This window comes from Methanobrevibacter arboriphilus JCM 13429 = DSM 1125 (genome assembly GCF_002072215.1).
GTDB classification, from domain to species: domain Archaea; phylum Methanobacteriota; class Methanobacteria; order Methanobacteriales; family Methanobacteriaceae; genus Methanobinarius; species Methanobinarius arboriphilicus.
Genome location: NZ_JXMW01000006.1, coordinates 57540 through 75083 on the forward strand (window position 1 = coordinate 57540; position 17544 = coordinate 75083).

The window sequence follows — 17544 nt, forward strand, 5'->3', positions numbered from 1 at the left end:
ATATATTAATATTTATTTATAATCTAAATAATAAATAAATATTATATATAATATCATGAAAAAAATATAAATATTATTTACAATAATAAATATATACATGAAAAATATATAGGAGGTGATAAAATTAAGTCAAAAAGTAAAATTATAGAAATCACAGTGATTACAATTACAATTTCAACATTACTATTAATCAGCTTATCTTCAACAAGTGCTGCAGAACACAATATAACAAATAGCACAGTTGGAGGATTAAATAAAACAGTAGCCGAATCAACCGACGGAGATTGGATAAATCTTGAAAATGGCATATATACTGATAATATAACCAACATAATCATAGATAAAAACTTAACAATCAAGGGCGAAAGTAGAGAGAACACTATACTTAATGCTCAACAATTAGGAAGAATATTTTACATTAATCCAGGAAACACCCTAACTTTAATAAACATAACCATAATTAATGGATATGCTAATAGTGGAGGGGCAATATTTAACAATGGAGGAAAAATAACACTAACTAATTGTAATTTTAGTAACAATACTGCAAATGATGGAAGTGGAGGAGCAATATTTAATAGTGGACCAAACATGGAAGTTACTAACTCTAATTTTTCCAATAACACAGCAAGTAGAACTGCTGGTGCTATTTTTAATAATGCAATTAACATAACTGTTATTAACTCTGTTTTTAATAATAATGTTGCTGGAATTGATGGTGGAGCTATAGAACATAGTGGTTCAAATTTAAAAATTATTAATTCCCGATTCACAAATAACAGAGCTAATAGTAGTGGTGGAGCAGTTTACAACTATGCAAGTGATCTAGAAGTTACTAACTCAAATTTTACAAATAATACATCCCTTGCTCCAGATAGTTGGGGAGGTGGTGCTATATATAGTACTGGAGGAAATAAAGTCATTATAAACAGTTCCAAATTTACTAATAACAAAGCCACTAGCTATGGAGGAGCTATAGACATATATTATGGAGATAATATAACAGTCACAAACTCTGAATTCAATGAAAATAATGCCAGTTATGGAGGAGCTATTTTTAATACTGCAGGCACTAAATTCCTAATAAATAGCTCTAAATTTAACAAAAACAAGGCAAGTAATGATGGTGGAGCAATTTACAACTACTATACCGAAGAAATGAATGTTGTTGATTCAAATTTCACAGAAAATACAGCAAAAGGTTATGGAGGAGTTATATTTAATGATGCCATGATGAAACTTTCAGGAAATATAATGGAAAACAATAATGCTATTTTAGGAAAAGAAATTTACAATAACGGATCTATGGGAATATTAAAACTTAAATATCTCAATAATTCAACAATAAAAGTTAATAATAAAACTAAGATTAATATATATGCTACTTTAACCGATGATATGGGTAATAGTATTACTGGTCAAAATATATCATTCTATGTTAATGGAGAATATATTGGAGTTTCTGATGTTATTGAAGGTTATGCAACTATAAAATATACAGTTATTGGAAATAAAAATGATAATTTACAAGTTACTGGTAATTATAGTGGTCATGATACATATGCAATAAACATAGCAAATGGTATGATTTTAATAGTTGCAAATCAAACAAACCACACTAATAATACAAACCATAGCAATATAAATAATGAAAACAACACTACAAATCAAAATAGCAATAACATTGCAAATGCAAAAATGAAAGAAACTGGAATACCAACAACAATAATTTTAGTGTTAGTAAGTCTAGTAGGTTCAATTCTAATTAAAAGAAAAAAATAGACAATAATACAAATGATAATATTTTAAATGTTCTGAAGGAATTTGATTCCTTCAATTAAATTTTTTTATTTATTATTACTTTTTAAATTATGTATTAAAAATATTTAGTATTATTTATTAAAATCATTATATCACAATATAAAAAAATTAAGGATCAATTAATAAATAAAAAAAACAAATAATAAATAAAAAAAAGGGAATAAAAACCCCAAAAATATCTAATTTTTTAAAATGGTTATATAAACTATTTTTTAACCCTAACTATTATAACAGAAGTTATTAATATTAATAACAATACAAAAATAGGTAAACCTGACTTTTTCATACCTGCACTAACATTATTATCTGTAGAATGATTAGGAGAAGGTTTAGGTTTTGGGCCGGGATTAGGACCAGGATTAGGGCCTGGAGAATATTTTTTATAAACAAAAACAGCTTTACTATCTGAAGAAGTATTTATATTATCCCCATTAACATTAAGTACAAAAACCTTTTCACCTTTTTCTTTAAATGAACCAGTGAAAAACATATTAACACTTTCATTTACAGCTAAATCACCAATATACCAAATTTGAGTGTTAGAATCAAAGTAACCTTTAGAAACAGTGAAATTATATAATTTAAAGCTATTTGGAAAAGTAATAATGGCATTTATATTTTCACCATCACCATCACCAATATTAACAACTTTGAAAACACCATTAAGAGTTTCATTAACCCAATAATGATTTTTATTCAAAATAATAGTTGATAAAACCTTAGTCTTACTAATTAACAAATATCCATTTTTAATAGTGATATTTTGATCATTATGACCTGAATAATCACCATTAACAAGTAAAATACCTTTAGTTTGATTAATCAAATAATTAATTGAAGCATATCCTTCATCAGCTGTTGAGTTTCCAATAAATACATTATTAACATAGAATGATATATTTTGACCAGTGATAGGATTACCCATATCATCGGTTAAATATGCAAATAAAGTAAAACTTTTTTTATAAACAGGAATAGTAGTATTATTCAAATATGATAAAACAACATTTAAAGAACCATTATTATAAATAACATTTCCACCTAAAAGTGCAAAATTACCTATTACAAAATTACCTGTCATGAAATTATTATTTACAAATAAAAATTTATTGTTAAAAATACCTCCAGCACTTTTACTTGCTGTATTATTTGTAAAGTTAGAATTAGAAATATTTAAAGAACCAGAATTAAAAACAGCCCCTCCAAAGTCTGCAGTATTATTTATAAAGCTAGAATTAATAACTCGGTTAAGGTCTATATTATCTAATTCAGCAATCTTAGCAAGTTCCATATAAATCTCATTATTAAAAATAGCTCCTCCATAACTCCCATTATTACTAACAAAAGAAGAATTAATTATATTATAAAAATTAGTATTGGAAATATAAATTGCACCAGCATAAAATCCACTATTATTTATAAAAGAAGAATTAATTACACTACCATTCATATTAGAATTACTATATATTGCTCCTCCTTTACTAGCACTATTGTTTGTAAATATAGTATCATTAACTATATTACTAAAACCATTTTGATATAATGCTCCAGCTCTATAATCTGCATGATTATTTTTAAAATTACAGTTTGTAATATTATTATAATCTCCATTAATGTAAATAGCACCACCATCATCAGAAACATTATTTCCAATGAATTCAGAATTGCTTATAGTATGATTATTTCCAGATTGATAAATAACACCTCCCTGTAAAGAAGCATTATTGCTTATAAACTTACAATTATCAATATTTTGATAATCAGAGTAAGTATAAATAGCACCACCAGAACCAGTAGCAGAATTATTAGTAAAAGTAGAATTAATTATATTCTGATTATTTCCAAAATTATAAATAGCACCACCAGAACCAGTAGCAGAATTATTAGTAAAAGTAGAATTTATAATAATCTGATTAAAATCTTCATTATAGATAGCACCACCATCAGAAGCATTATTACTTATAAAAGTTGAATTAGATATCCTATTGGCAGTTGAGCTTAATGAATAAAGAACACCACCCAAAGAAGCATTATTACCTATAAAATTAGAATTTAAAACATTGAACCCCGTAGACTGATTATTATAAATAGCACCACCAGAAACAAATGCAGTATTATTAATAAAATTAGAATTAGAGATATTTATATAATCTATATTACAATTAGCTATTGCACCACCAGAAAAGCCTGTATTATTTATAAAAGTGCCATTGTAGATATTAAGATTAACATTATTTTCATTATATATTGCTCCTCCAAGAGAAGAGGCAGTATTATTTATAAAAGTACAATTAATAACATTTTTTGTACCATCATAATTATAAATAGCACCACCATTTAAAGCACTATTGTTTATAAAATTACAATTAGTAATATTAGTATTATTAAATTCTGAAGAAAATATAAAAAGTGCCCCACCAGACTCAGAAGCCCTATTATTTATAAAATTACAATTAGTAATACTTATACCTTTAGTAGAAGGACCAGTAGCTATTGCAGTACCATATCGCCCACTATTGTTTATAAAATCAGAATCTATAATATTAAGTTGTGAATGATAACCCATGTTAATTAAACCAAAAAGTAATGCATTATTATGTATAAAAGTACAGTTGATCACAGTTAATTTTGAATTAAAACAAATTAATGCAAAGAATCTAGCATTCTTAAACACTAAGTTTTTCAGTGTTAAACTTCCCAAACTATCAACAGCACCAGTATTATTTATAAATGTTACTCCTTCATCACCACCAAGATCAATAATAGCTTTATTATTGGGATCAGAACTTTGAATTGTAATATTCCTACTATTATCAAAGGAAATATTAGTATTGTTCTCTCCACTATAAATACCACCATCTAAATTTATAGTATCATTGCCTAAACTACCTTTGATACCCTCATTAGTAGTGTTATTAATATTGACTTCATTAGCAGATGTAGAACTAATCGAAACTAAAAATAAAAAACAAAATAAAGTAGCTAATAAAATAAAGCTTATTTTTTTATTTTTAAACATAATTGCCCCCTATTCAATTATAATATTAAAATAGCTACAAAAAAGATAAAATCACAATATATTAAAAAATAAAATATATTGAAAAGAATAACTAAATAATGAAATATATATTTATTTTCTAAGCATGTAAATTTTAAATCTTTTTATTATAATGGTAGCTATATAATTATTAATATTAGAAAAAATAGTATATAAAATTTTTTAAAAATTGTTCATTTTTGTATATATACTAATTGAACAAAAATAATTGTGAGTCGACCTCAAAAGGAATTAAAAAAGAATTAAAAAATAAAATATGAAAAACTATAACTAGATAAAATAATTAAAACAATAAATTCTCTTCTCAATTAATAAAACTTCATATTATTAAATATTAATTATAGTTCAAATATCAATCAAAAGATTAATTATATTACTTTGTATGAACATATTAAATATTAATTAATATATAATGTTTAATTAATATATAAGGTGTTGATTTTTATTAGAGAAAAACACTTACCATTTTGGTTAGATAAAGAAGAACCATTAGAATTTCCTACTGTTAAAGATAAAACAAAAGTGGATGTAGCTATTGTTGGAGGAGGAATAGTAGGAATTACAACAGGATTAATGCTTAAAAAACAAGGTTTTAAAGTAGGTATAATTGAATCAAAAAAGATAGCTTCTGATGTAACGGGATCTACAACAGCTAAAATAACAATATCATCAAATTTAGTCTATGATGAGATATTATCTGATTTTGGTTTGGAAACTGCTTTAAAATTCAGAGATGCAAACATATTAGCTTTTGATAAAATATCTGAATTAATTAATGAATATAAAATCGATTGTGATTATGAAAAGATTCCATTATATATTTATTCAACAGATAAGAATAATTATAAAGATATTGAAAAAGAATATAAAGCATTGCAAAAATTAGATATAGATGCTGATTTAACTGATGATTTTCAAATGCCTTTTAATGAAGAATCGTTCAAGGAAAACAATACGAAAAATAAGGACAGTGCGAATGATATTGTTATAAATAAAGCTATAAGATATAATAATCAAGCTATATTTCATCCTAAAAAGTATAGTAATGCATTAGTAAAGCTAATACCTGGAGAAGGATCTCATGTATTTGAAAATACTAAAGTAATAGATATTAAAGAAGATGAAATAAATAGAATAATAACTGAAAAAGGAGATATTTTTGCTGATTCTATTATTATAGCTACAAATTCACCGATATATGACCCAGATTCAAGTTTATCATATATGTCCCCAATCAAATCATATATGTTGGGAGTATATGTAAAAGAAAAAATACCTGATGCTATGTTTGTTGATATAAATCCTTTCCATACCTATAGAAAGACTCCAACTGAAAAAGGAGATTTATTAATCATTGCAGGAGAACATCATCATACAGGTAAAAGTAAAAACACTAGTGCAAATTTCAAAAAATTAATAGAATATACAAAGAAAAAGTTCAATGTTAATTCAATTGAATATTTCTGGTCTAATCAAGATAATAAAACTATTGATATGTTGCCAGTTATTGGAGAAACTTCTCAAAAGGGAATTTATATAGCTACTGGATTTGGTAGCTGGGGAATGGTAAAAGCAACGTTAGCAGGAATGATCCTAAGAGACTTAATATCAAATAAAAAAAATATTTATACTGAAGCTTTCTCACCAAAAAGATTTAAAAAACAACAATCAATAAAGAAAAAATGTCAAAGTAGCTTCAATACAAAAGATTTAAACACAGAAGAATTAAAAATAATAAAAGAGGCAATATTAGATTTAAATCCTGAAGAAGCTAAAATAATTGAATTTCCTAAAAGAAATATATCTATCTATAAAAATTCGAAATCCAATGTTTTTGTACTCCAAGCAAACTGTACTCATTATGGATGCAGATTAAGCTGGAATTCAGCAGAAAAAACTTGGGATTGTCCACAACACGGTTCTCTTTTTAATTATAAAGGCAATTCGATTCATGGCCCAGCTATTAAAAATTTAAAATCTTATAAAATTGACTAAGTGAAAATAATAGGCTTAATGAATAAATAAGAGATATTAAATTTTATACTAAATTAAATATTATCTTAATTATTTTAAATAAAATAATAAGGATATTATAAGATTTAAAAAATTAATAAATGGAATTAAAAAGATTTTTAATTTAATCAATTAATTATTGATTAATAAAAAGAACAAGGTTACTTTTAATAGATAAATGATTTCATATATCAAAAAAGATATTATTATAAAAAGAACTTAATAATAAAAAATTACTATAAATTTATCTAATGTTAAATATTATCTAATATTAATTTATTTAATATTAAATTCATATAATAAACTTACTTTTTTATTTAATAAACTTTTTTATTTAATGATTTTCCTTTTATAAATTTATCTATTCTTTAAAATTATTATTCTCTCTTTTCAATAATTTTAAAAGCAATCCATCATGTTCTAAAATTTTATTTATCTTTTTAATATCACTAAATATTTTTGACTTAATTGAATTTTTTGTTTTTTTAGATTTTTTTGGTCTTTTAGGGTTTTCATAATGCTCATTGTGTTCCATTAGTTCATTTGAAAGACTTTTTTCTGCGGATGAAAGCGGTTCAAAGCTACAGAATAAATATAGGAACAAAAGCACTATAAATAATGTAGTTGTTTTGTTCATGTCGTAGCCTATATTTTAATATTAGCATAGGTAGCTAATTAGACATTTTCGAAGTTATCTTTGTTTTTAATCAAAACTAAAGACTTTGACCTCTTGCTTTATTAGAATATATATTAATAGAATATATAATTAAAATAATTATATTAAATAAATTAATTATATTAAATAATTATAATTAAATAATTTTTAATTAAAAATATTCGAATTATTTTATATTATAATTATTTTATATTCCAAGCATTCATAGGTCAAATTTTATACACTTGCTCAAAGATATATTATATCTCAAAATATATAAACTTTACTTTTTGAGAATTTTTATTCCTAAAATGTGAACAAATATTAAAAAAGGATTAAAAATGATTAAAAAATGATTAAAAATATAGATTAAAAATATAATTTAAAAATATAATTTTAAAAAGAGATATTCTAATAATTTCTTAAAGGTCCATATTTTATTTTAATTGTTATTCTTATATTTTTCTTATTCATTGTTTTAATGTAGATTTTGTTTAACTTCTTTTTTATATTATTATTGATAGTTTTTCATCAGCTTCTGAAAATTTCATTTATTCACAAGCCCTTTAATCTTTTTGAGCATGTGAAATACTGAAATCATGATTAATTATTTGAATTATAAATGAATGAATAAGAAGATAACTAAGCTGTTTACTCAGATTTTAATTTTTTACCTATTTCTTTTCCAATTTCATAACATTTAAGTAATTCTTCTTCAGTAGGAATATATGTTAAATCATATTGTTCTACTACTTCAAAACCTGCTCCTTGAAGGTCAGCTGTTAGTTTTCTATTAGCCCCTCCACCCCAACCTTTGGAACCAAACACAACTGCTTCTTTCTGATAACCAGTCTTTTTAAAAGAAAGAGCATTGAAATAATACATCAAATCCCCTAAACTAGGATAAGGGTTGTTCATCATAGTAGGACTACCAACAAAAATAGCTTTACTATCAAGAACATCAGTTACAATATCACTCCTACCATCAGTATGTAAAAAATAGGACTTAACTTGAATTCCTTCACTAATAAGACCTTCCATCATAGCATGAGCCATTTTTTGTGTGGAATGATGCATTGTATCATATAAAAAAGTTACTTTATCTTTACATTCTCCAGAAGCCCATTCTTTATATTTATTAATTAATTTCATAGGTTCTGTTAAAATTTGTCCATGAGATGGAGCAATAGTTTTTATTTTTTCAAGAAGACCTAATTCAACAACTTCATCAAGCTTTCTTAAAACAAGTGGAGAAGAAGGAGTTATTAAATTAGCATAGAACTTTTGTGCATGACTTATTAAGAAATCCTCTGAAATATCAGTGTCATATCTTTCACTTGCACAAATATGTTGTCCAAATGCATCATTTGAAAATAATATTCCATCTTGTGCTAAAAATGTGAACATACTATCTGGCCAATGCAACATAGGTGCTTCAAGAAAAGTAAAAGTTTTACCACCAATATCAAGAGTATCTCCAGTTTTAACCACATTCATATCAAAGTTTTCAAGTGCAGGTACATGACTTATAAGACCATTAACAGCTTTAGGAGAACAATAAAGATCTAAATCTGGGAATTTTTTAACAAATTCAGCTAAACACCCACTATGATCATTTTCAATATGATTTTGAATAATTACATCAATTTTTGGCTCTTTGCCTTCTTTACTAAAAGCATCATAGATTCTTGCCCAAAGCTGTGCAGAAGATCCAGGATATGTGTTATCAATTAATGCTGTTTTTTCTTCACCAAATACTAAGTAACAATTGTATGTTGTACCATCTAAAGTATATCCATGATAATCTCTTAAATCCCAATCAAGAACGCCAACCCAATATACTCCGTCAGCTATTTTAAATGCATCTGCTTTCATATTCTCACCATTTAATATATCTCATTATTTATAAACTATATAATTGATTGTATAGATTACAATATAAATTAATCCAATATTTATTCTATTAATAATTCATTAATATATTACCAATCAAATATATTACTATTAAATATATTACTATTAAATATATTACTATTACAATATATTACTAATCAAATATTTTACTAATTAAATATATTTCTAATTTTAAATATTTAAATCTGTTCAATTAATCTGACAATTAAATTATCTCAATTAATTATCTCAATTAATTGATTATTTTTATGTAATTTATGCAATACAAATAAAGATAAATAGTTATACAATGTTATATAATATTGAATATAATTCAAAATAATTAGAAAAAGATAATTCACTACATCTTTATTGAAATATTTCTAAAATTTATATAAAAAATATGGAATTAAAGTATAGATTAATAAATAAATTAATAAATCTAAAAAAGTGGTTTTATGAAAAATATGGAAAAAATAGTTTGTTTAGTTGATGGAGAGCATTATTTACCAGTTACTAAATCTGCAATTGAAATATTAAATAGTTTAGAACACGTAGATGTTGTTGCAACAGTATTTATTGGAGGAACTGAAAAATTAAGAACAGATAATCCTGAAAGCTATGCCAAAATGATGGGAATGCCTGTACATTTTGGTCCAGATGAAAATGAGATTCCCTATGATTTAATAGTTGAAATGATTAAAGAATATAATGCAGATGTTGTAATGGATTTAAGTGATGAACCAGTACTTGATTACACCAAAAGGTTTAAAATAGCTTCAAAAGTAATTAGAGAAGGTGCTTTATACAGAGGACCAGATTTTGAATTTCAACCATTAACAGAGTATAAAATACCAACAAAACCATCTCTTAAAATACTTGGAACTGGTAAAAGAATAGGTAAAACAGCAGTATCTGCATTTGCAGCAAGACTTATAGATGAAAACGGTTATGAACCATGTGTTGTAGCTATGGGTAGAGGAGGTCCAGAAGAACCTGAAATTGTAAGAGGGGATGAATTAAAAATCACACCAGAATTTTTAATGGAACAATCTAACAAAGGTGTTCATGCGGCTTCTGACCATTGGGAAGATGCTCTTATGAGTAGAATTCTTACTATTGGTTGTAGAAGATGTGGAGGCGGAATGTCTGGTGATGTATTCATGACAAACATGAAAAAAGGTGCGGAAATAGCTAATGAAGTTGAATCAAAATTTATTATATTTGAAGGTAGTGGTGCAGCTATTCCCCCAGTTAAAACAGACAAACACATTGCATTGATAGGAGCAAATCAACCAATTTTAAATATAACTAATTTTTTCGGACCATTCAGAATAAGTTTAGCTGATTTAGTTATTCTTACAATGTGTGAAGAGCCAATGAGTACACCTTCAAAGATGAAAGCTATAGAAGAGTTTATAAGTGAAATAAATCCTAATGCAAAAATCATATCTACTGTATTTAGACCTAAACCTCATGGTGATATTAATGGTAAAAATGTGTTGTTTGCTACCACAGCTCCAGATGAAGTAAAAGATGTTTTAGTGAGTCATTTAGAAGAAAATTATGGATGTAAAGTTGTTGGAACTACACCACACCTTTCAAACAGACCACTTCTTCAAAAAGATATTGAAAAATACATAGATCATGTCGATGTAATGCTCACTGAACTTAAAGCTGCAGCTGTAGATGTTGCTACTAAGGATTCACTTGAAGCAGGACTTGAAGTTGTTTATTGTGATAACATCCCAATAGCTATTGATGATACTTATCCAGATCTTGATGAATCTATTCTTGAAATAGTAGATGGAGCTATTGAAGATTTTAATAAAAAATAATAAAAATAATAAGACTAATAATACTAATAATACTAATAAAGTTAACAAAGCCAATAAACCAATAAAAAAACAATAATAAAAATAATAGAATTAATAAAAGAATAAAAATAAACCTAATAAAACAACAATAAAAGTAATAAAAACAATGCTAAAAATACATAATAGAATTAATAATAAGGAAATAATAAAACAAATATCAAAATTAGATTAGATTAAATTAGATTAAAGTAAATATCAAGATTTTTAATAAAAGTTTATATTAAATCATATAAAGGGAGATAAAATGCCACTTGTATCAAGAATAGAGATTGTAAAAAAATCTAAACAACCAGTAATCTCTATTAAAACCACAACAAAAATGGAAAATCTACCTATAGTAATAGGGGAAACTTATGAAAAAATAGAAGAATATCTGAAAGAAATTGGAGAATATCCTGAAGATATTCCTTTTGTAAGATATTTTAATATGGACATGGAGAATTTAAAAGTAGAAATAGGTTTTCCTGTTTACAAAGAGTTACCTGGAAAAGATGATATAGAATTCAGCTATATAGAAGAGATGAAAGCTGTGTATAGCCTATATCAAGGACCTTATCAAGAGATGGGAGAAACATACGATGAAATTATGATGTGGATTGAAGATAATGGGATGAAACCTACTGGAATATTTCTAGAAAGCTATTACAATAGCCCAAAGGATGTTTCAGAAGATAAACTATTAACTAGAATTTTAATGCCATTAGATTAATATTTAAATCCTTTTATTTCTATATTTATCTTTTTAATACTTATTTTCATATTTAATTTTTCAATATCTATTTTTTATATTTTTTATTATAATTATTATTTTGAATTTTAATATTTATCTTTTTTAAAAGAATTTACAATTATTATCTCTAATACTTTTTTAAATTATATCAACAATAAAAATTTTAAATATTAAAATTCAAAATAATAATTATAATAAATAAAATTTTAAAATAATGATAAAAAAAAATTAATAAAATAAATAAGGTGTCAATTTGGAAAAAGAAGATATAAAAAAGATTTTGACATTTACAATAAAAGAAAAAGAAATAATAAGAGAATTAAATCTTCCAGAAGAAATTTTTTTACCACTTTTCTTTTCAGTCCGTTTTGGAGGGGACTGGAGTGTTAATAAAAACTCTAAAAAGCTAATGTCTATAAAAGAAAAAGTAACAGAGTATGATAAAAAAACTAAAATAGGATATACATTAGAGAAAATATACTTATTTGTTAATCCCGAAATTTTATCAAAAGAAGGTAAAATATACAGAATGGAAAAATGTGGAAATAAAAATGAAAGAGAGCTAGTTGAAAGACCATATATGACAAAAGTAAATGGAGAATATATTTTAGAAGCCATTTTAAATCCAAAAGATATGGAAATATCTGTAAAACATTTGGAAGGGCCTTTAAACTTTTATGGACCTGCTGCATATGGATCTTCTCATGAAATGGAACATCTTGAATATAATGAAACAAAAGGAATTCCTTTTTGGGACTTTAAATACATTTTAAACAAAAAAACTCATGAAACTCATGAAAACTTGTAAAAACCTTTAAAAATCTTTAAAAATCCTTAAAAAATCATGAAATCTAATAATAACTTATAAAAATCTATAATAAACTTATAAAAACTTATAAAAAACTTAAATATAATTATTTAAAAAAATATAAAAATATTTAATATTTGTAATTAATTAAGAATAGTTTTATTATTAACTAATTACAAATAATTAAAATGATGATTAAAAATGTTGAAGGAAGTTAAATTAAAACTAAGAAAAAATGAGGAAATAATCGATGCAGAATTAATAGAAGTTTCTAATCCTGATATTTCACCTACTACTGGTTTACTATATGATGTTAAGGTAGATTTAGAAAAAAGAAATGAAATATATAGGCATGGATTAAAATTCGATATTACTGATGGTAAAAAAACATTGAAAGAATGTAGAGTGTTTAATATTGATGGAAAATATGTTAAGTTTATATCAACAGAATAATATGACATAATTTAATACTTTTTGATAAATAGCTACTTTATTTTTATTATAAATCTTAGATAGATATTAAATCTTAAATAGATTATATTAATGTTTTTACACTGAATATACATATTATTGAATATACATCAAAGATATTTATTATTGAATATACTTTGAATCTCATTATCTTAATATTAAAATCTGATTATCTAATACTAGAGAGTATCTAATATTAGATATTATTATAAAAATAACCACAACATTTATATAATAAAAATAATAATATAACAATTGTTATATTATATAACATGTCATAGATAGAAAATTGCCCTCAATTGACAAAATTTTTTATTCCATGGAATATTTCTAAATAAGCATATCAACTCATAATTTAGTCAACCTCAAATTATTGTTAATTGAGGTTATTTTCTCCCAAATAATTCTATATAAAATCTAAAATATTTTGCATGAAAATCAATGATATAAAAATCAAACAGAAAAAAAATTTAGGTATGCCTAAACATTTATATACTAGAAAAAACAATATTAATTTTACAGGACAAAAATATATGAACAAAACATTTAAGTCCTAAAAGCCCTTAATTAAAAAATTAAAACCTCCACGAAATAGCAGCTTTATCCTCGTATTATAAAACATTACTAAAAGGGAATTTAATTAAGGGCTTTTTCTTCTGCCACATAAAAAAGATTATACAACTAATATATAATAAAATAATAAAACAATTATATAATTATATAGAAAATCATGAAAAATAATAATATTGATAAATATAATAAGATTGAAAAATATAATAAGATATATAATTAGAATAAATCAAATAATTATTAATCTAAGTAATAATTGTTAACTAATAATTAGACTAAATAAAAGCATAATCAAGAATAATTTTTATTTAATTCACTCTTAACTTCATCATATCTCTCAAGGAGTGAATCAAAAAGTTCATTAATTAATTCATTACTGTTTTTATCTAAATAATTAAGACCAATTTCAGTAATCCCTTTTTTTGTAGAAGTTTTATCGATTATATCATAAGTACGCAAGTTATCAGTATCAACCTGAATAAAAGTACTTAAAAAAGTTTTAACTATCATATACTTAGCTTCATCAACATTAATCTTGTTTTCAGATTTTAAATTAGCTATACTAGCTAAATTATCAATTATCAATGAAATAAAAGCTGGAGCACAGCTTGTTAAAATAGTAGCTATTTCAATAGCCCTATCATTATCTTCATCATTACTTAGTTCAAAATCATCAATTATTTGTATATAAGTAAATTCATTGAATATTTCTTCGATTAAACATTTATCAGTGTTTGAAGTGTTATTAGTATGTAAAATTAGAGAAATCCCCAATTTATTGTTAAATAAATTTTTAAAACAATTAAAAGTATCATTACTACTATTATCACTACTATTATCAATATTATTATCAATATTATGGATATTATTTACATTTTCATTATTAATATCACTATTATTATTAATATTATTAATATTATGGATATTATTAATATTATCAATATTTTCACCAATACTGATATTATTTACATTATTATTAATATTAATAGCCTCATTATGATAATTATTAAAAGTAGAAACAATAGAAGGAATAACTTGGCTAACAGAACCCTTATAGAAACTATTTATATTTTCAAAACTTAATCCTGCACATACATGAACAATATGAGAATCATCAGTAAGAAAAGGAGAAATCTGAAATATCAAATCTTTAAATTCAGGAGTCTCAATAAAAATAAAGATTTTATCACAATTTTTAGCTAAATATGTATTATCATCAGTAATAGTAATATCAGGATAATCTTTTTTAAGTTTATTAAGCTTTGATAAAGTTCTATTTGAAATAATCATTTCATTAGGATAGAATATCTTCAAATTAAGAATATTTTCAACTATCATTTTCCCCATATTTCCATATCCAATAAAGCCATACTTTTTCATAAAAACCTACACCTTAAAAGATCTACCCTAAATTATATATCCTAATAATATATCTCCAATTAGATCTATCCTAAATTATATATCCTAATAATATATCTCCAATTAGATATCTTAAATTATATATCTTCAATTAAATAATCCTTATTATTTAAATTATATGATTTATTACAAATAAAGTCTTTAACAACTTCATTAAACCATCCATAATCAATAATATTCCAAAGATGAAGAGATCTATAAACTCCAAAAACATGAGCTTTATTAAAAATATCCTTTATTAAACTTGCAGATTTTTTAACTTTAGGATACTCTTTTGTTCCAAACAAAACTAAAAGATTTTCACCATTATTATCTCTTTTATTCTTAGCATTATCATTTTTAATATTGTTATTAATATTGTTATTTTTATTAGTTTTATGCTTGTTTTTTCTATTGTCTTTATTTTTAGTTTTATTATTTTCGATTTTAGGTATTTTAAATTTTAAGGACTCTTTAGTAATTGAATTAAAACTCTCAATTGAAATTTTTTCATTTGATTCTTTTATAAATTCATAATACTTTTTTTCTAATCCATATTCAGCTAATAGTGCTTTAATAAGAAATTTATCGGGTTTTTTATCTAAAATGTCCATTCTAAATATATTCATCATAGAAACTATATTATTGAAATCATCTTCTTCAGGATCTTCATATAAGTTAACTCCAGATACAATAACATTATCAATTAAACCAGGATATTTAGATAATAAATATAATGCAATCTGACCACCTAAAGAAACTCCTACTAAATTTACTTTCTTTATTTTATTATTATTTCTAGAATCATGTGTTTTTTCTTGAATCAATTCTTTTATAATTTCTGAAGAGGTTTCTATTGAAAATTCATTTCCTAAATAGCTATTTCCATGATTTGGAAGATCTAAATATATACAGTGAAAATCTTTAAAATAATCTCTTTGATTTATCCAAATCCAATTACTTAATAAATTAGGGTGTATAAAAACAATTATCTCGTTATTTGAAATTCCTTCTTCTTCAAAATAAAGAATATTTTTCGAATCATTCATTAAAACACCTATATATCTAATAATTTGTATATTTTAATAATCTATATATTCTAATATATAAAATATAATAAAAATAATAAGAATAATAAGAATAATAAAATAATAAAATAATAGAAATAATAGAAATAATAAGAATAATAGAATAAATAATAGTAAAATAGATAGTAATAAGATAAAAAGTAATAAAATAAGTATTATTTATAACATAAAACATCAAAATAAAAGCATCAAAATTATTTAAAAAAAATATTTTAGAAATTCTTATTAAAGTTATTATATTAAAGTTATATTAAAGTTATTATAAATACTATTAAATTTAATTATAAAAGCTTATTAAATATTAAAACTTGTTAAATTATGAAAACTTATAAAATTAGTATAAAAAATTATTAAAATCAATGATTTTAATAAATTATTAGATTAAAATTATTATGAAATATATTATAAAATTATAAACAGTATTAAATAACATAAAAATTAAAATCTATGTTCTAAAAGCAGTTTTATGATAATAATCACTTATTTAAATAATTGAATTAAAATTAAAAATCAATAAAATGTTAAAACAACATATCAATTAAATGAATCCAATTAAAGAAAACCAATTAAAATCTAATTTAAAATATTTTTCTATTTTGATTCAACAGGCACAGGTGCATTTTCAACTTTTAATTCTTTCTTAGAGCGTTTAACAAGTTCTGATAAAGCATTAGAAACATTAGTAGGGACAGAATCATTATCTTCTTTTAAGATAATTTCAGAAATCGTATTTGAAAGCACAAAAATTGCATGTTTATGTTCTGCCTTAGTCCTATGAATATGATGAGGGCTTATATTAAGAGCAATATACTCACTACATGAATTAGGTATCTCACTTTCTGTTTCTAAAAATTTTAAAACATATACTAAAAATTGATGCATCTGAATCATTTCATCTTTATACATAAATAACCTCTTATCACTTCATCATTAAATAGCTACTCTCTTACTATTATAACTTAATGAAATCAATTTCAAGCACTGAGATTTGATAATAATAGCGTATATTATATAAATAATACTCTATACCCAAAATATTAATCAGGTATAATCATATTAATTTAATGTATAATCATTAAGTACTATTTTATATTTATATAAATAACAGTTAATATCCATATAATAATAACATTGTACAAAAGTATTATATAAATTTATAGAT

The 17544-nt window shown here is 23.6% G+C and carries 12 protein-coding genes; 6 read left to right on the top strand and 6 right to left on the bottom strand.

The annotated features are described in order from the left end of the window. The first annotated feature begins 156 nt into the window (after positions 1-156). A complete protein-coding gene (locus tag MBBAR_RS04075) occupies positions 157-1782 on the top strand; it encodes a right-handed parallel beta-helix repeat-containing protein (RefSeq protein ID WP_080459991.1) in 1626 nt (541 codons plus the stop codon). Positions 1783-2026: 244 nt separating this feature from the next. On the opposite strand, the gene MBBAR_RS04080 is transcribed toward MBBAR_RS04075, so the two are convergent. Further along, positions 2027-4840 (bottom strand): beta strand repeat-containing protein, encoded by a 2814-nt coding sequence (locus MBBAR_RS04080; RefSeq protein ID WP_080459992.1) that lies wholly within the window; start codon positions 4838-4840, stop codon positions 2027-2029. Between the two features lie 474 nt (positions 4841-5314). Between MBBAR_RS04080 and MBBAR_RS04085 the strand changes: the two genes are divergently transcribed. After that, on the top strand, positions 5315-6874 hold the full coding sequence (locus MBBAR_RS04085; RefSeq protein ID WP_143746130.1) for an FAD-dependent oxidoreductase: 1560 nt from the start codon (positions 5315-5317) through the stop codon (positions 6872-6874). A gap of 379 nt (positions 6875-7253) precedes the next feature. Here the strand turns inward: MBBAR_RS04085 and MBBAR_RS10055 are convergent, their stop codons facing one another. Both MBBAR_RS10055 and MBBAR_RS04090 read right to left on the bottom strand, forming a co-directional pair. Then, complete coding sequence (locus MBBAR_RS10055; protein ID WP_143746131.1) at positions 7254-7529, bottom strand: hypothetical protein; 276 nt, start codon at positions 7527-7529, stop codon at positions 7254-7256. Positions 7530-8198: 669 nt separating this feature from the next. Then, positions 8199-9422 (bottom strand): FprA family A-type flavoprotein, encoded by a 1224-nt coding sequence (locus MBBAR_RS04090; RefSeq protein WP_080459994.1) that lies wholly within the window; start codon positions 9420-9422, stop codon positions 8199-8201. Positions 9423-9898: 476 nt separating this feature from the next. Here MBBAR_RS04090 and MBBAR_RS04095 point away from each other — a divergent pair, with 476 nt between their 5' ends. The 4 genes from MBBAR_RS04095 to MBBAR_RS04110 all read left to right on the top strand — a co-directional run bounded on the left by MBBAR_RS04095 (position 9899) and on the right by MBBAR_RS04110 (position 13308). Continuing rightward, on the top strand, positions 9899-11278 hold the full coding sequence (locus MBBAR_RS04095) for a cyclic 2,3-diphosphoglycerate synthase (RefSeq protein WP_080459995.1): 1380 nt from the start codon (positions 9899-9901) through the stop codon (positions 11276-11278). Positions 11279-11561: 283 nt separating this feature from the next. Next, positions 11562-12026: a GyrI-like domain-containing protein gene (locus MBBAR_RS04100; protein WP_080459996.1), complete on the top strand. Its 465-nt coding sequence runs from the start codon at positions 11562-11564 to the stop codon at positions 12024-12026. A gap of 274 nt (positions 12027-12300) precedes the next feature. Then, complete coding sequence (locus MBBAR_RS04105; RefSeq protein WP_080459997.1) at positions 12301-12855, top strand: putative ATP-dependent zinc protease; 555 nt, start codon at positions 12301-12303, stop codon at positions 12853-12855. A 201-nt stretch (positions 12856-13056) separates the two neighbouring features. Further along, on the top strand, positions 13057-13308 hold the full coding sequence (locus MBBAR_RS04110) for a hypothetical protein (RefSeq protein WP_080459998.1): 252 nt from the start codon (positions 13057-13059) through the stop codon (positions 13306-13308). Positions 13309-14187: 879 nt separating this feature from the next. On the opposite strand, the gene MBBAR_RS04115 is transcribed toward MBBAR_RS04110, so the two are convergent. From MBBAR_RS04115 to MBBAR_RS04125, 3 genes are all read right to left on the bottom strand, one after another. Beyond that, positions 14188-15276: a pyrroline-5-carboxylate reductase dimerization domain-containing protein gene (locus MBBAR_RS04115; protein ID WP_080459999.1), complete on the bottom strand. Its 1089-nt coding sequence runs from the start codon at positions 15274-15276 to the stop codon at positions 14188-14190. A 116-nt stretch (positions 15277-15392) separates the two neighbouring features. Continuing rightward, positions 15393-16343 carry an alpha/beta fold hydrolase gene (locus MBBAR_RS04120; RefSeq protein WP_080460000.1) on the bottom strand — a complete coding sequence of 317 codons (951 nt, stop codon included), beginning with the start codon at positions 16341-16343 and terminating at the stop codon, positions 15393-15395. A 630-nt stretch (positions 16344-16973) separates the two neighbouring features. Then, a complete protein-coding gene (locus tag MBBAR_RS04125; protein WP_042704259.1) occupies positions 16974-17288 on the bottom strand; it encodes a UPF0058 family protein in 315 nt (104 codons plus the stop codon). Positions 17289-17544 lie beyond the last annotated feature (256 nt).

Coding starts and splice junctions, on each gene's coding strand:
- MBBAR_RS04095 (WP_080459995.1), top strand. CDS start 9,899: ATGAAAAATATGGAAAAAATAGTTTGTTTAGTTGATGGAGAGCATTAT.
- MBBAR_RS04115 (WP_080459999.1), bottom strand. CDS start 15,276: ATGAAAAAGTATGGCTTTATTGGATATGGAAATATGGGGAAAATGATA.
- MBBAR_RS10055 (WP_143746131.1), bottom strand. CDS start 7,529: ATGAACAAAACAACTACATTATTTATAGTGCTTTTGTTCCTATATTTA.
- MBBAR_RS04110 (WP_080459998.1), top strand. CDS start 13,057: ATGTTGAAGGAAGTTAAATTAAAACTAAGAAAAAATGAGGAAATAATC.
- MBBAR_RS04120 (WP_080460000.1), bottom strand. CDS start 16,343: ATGAATGATTCGAAAAATATTCTTTATTTTGAAGAAGAAGGAATTTCA.
- MBBAR_RS04080 (WP_080459992.1), bottom strand. CDS start 4,840: ATGTTTAAAAATAAAAAAATAAGCTTTATTTTATTAGCTACTTTATTT.
- MBBAR_RS04100 (WP_080459996.1), top strand. CDS start 11,562: ATGCCACTTGTATCAAGAATAGAGATTGTAAAAAAATCTAAACAACCA.
- MBBAR_RS04090 (WP_080459994.1), bottom strand. CDS start 9,422: ATGAAAGCAGATGCATTTAAAATAGCTGACGGAGTATATTGGGTTGGC.
- MBBAR_RS04125 (WP_042704259.1), bottom strand. CDS start 17,288: ATGTATAAAGATGAAATGATTCAGATGCATCAATTTTTAGTATATGTT.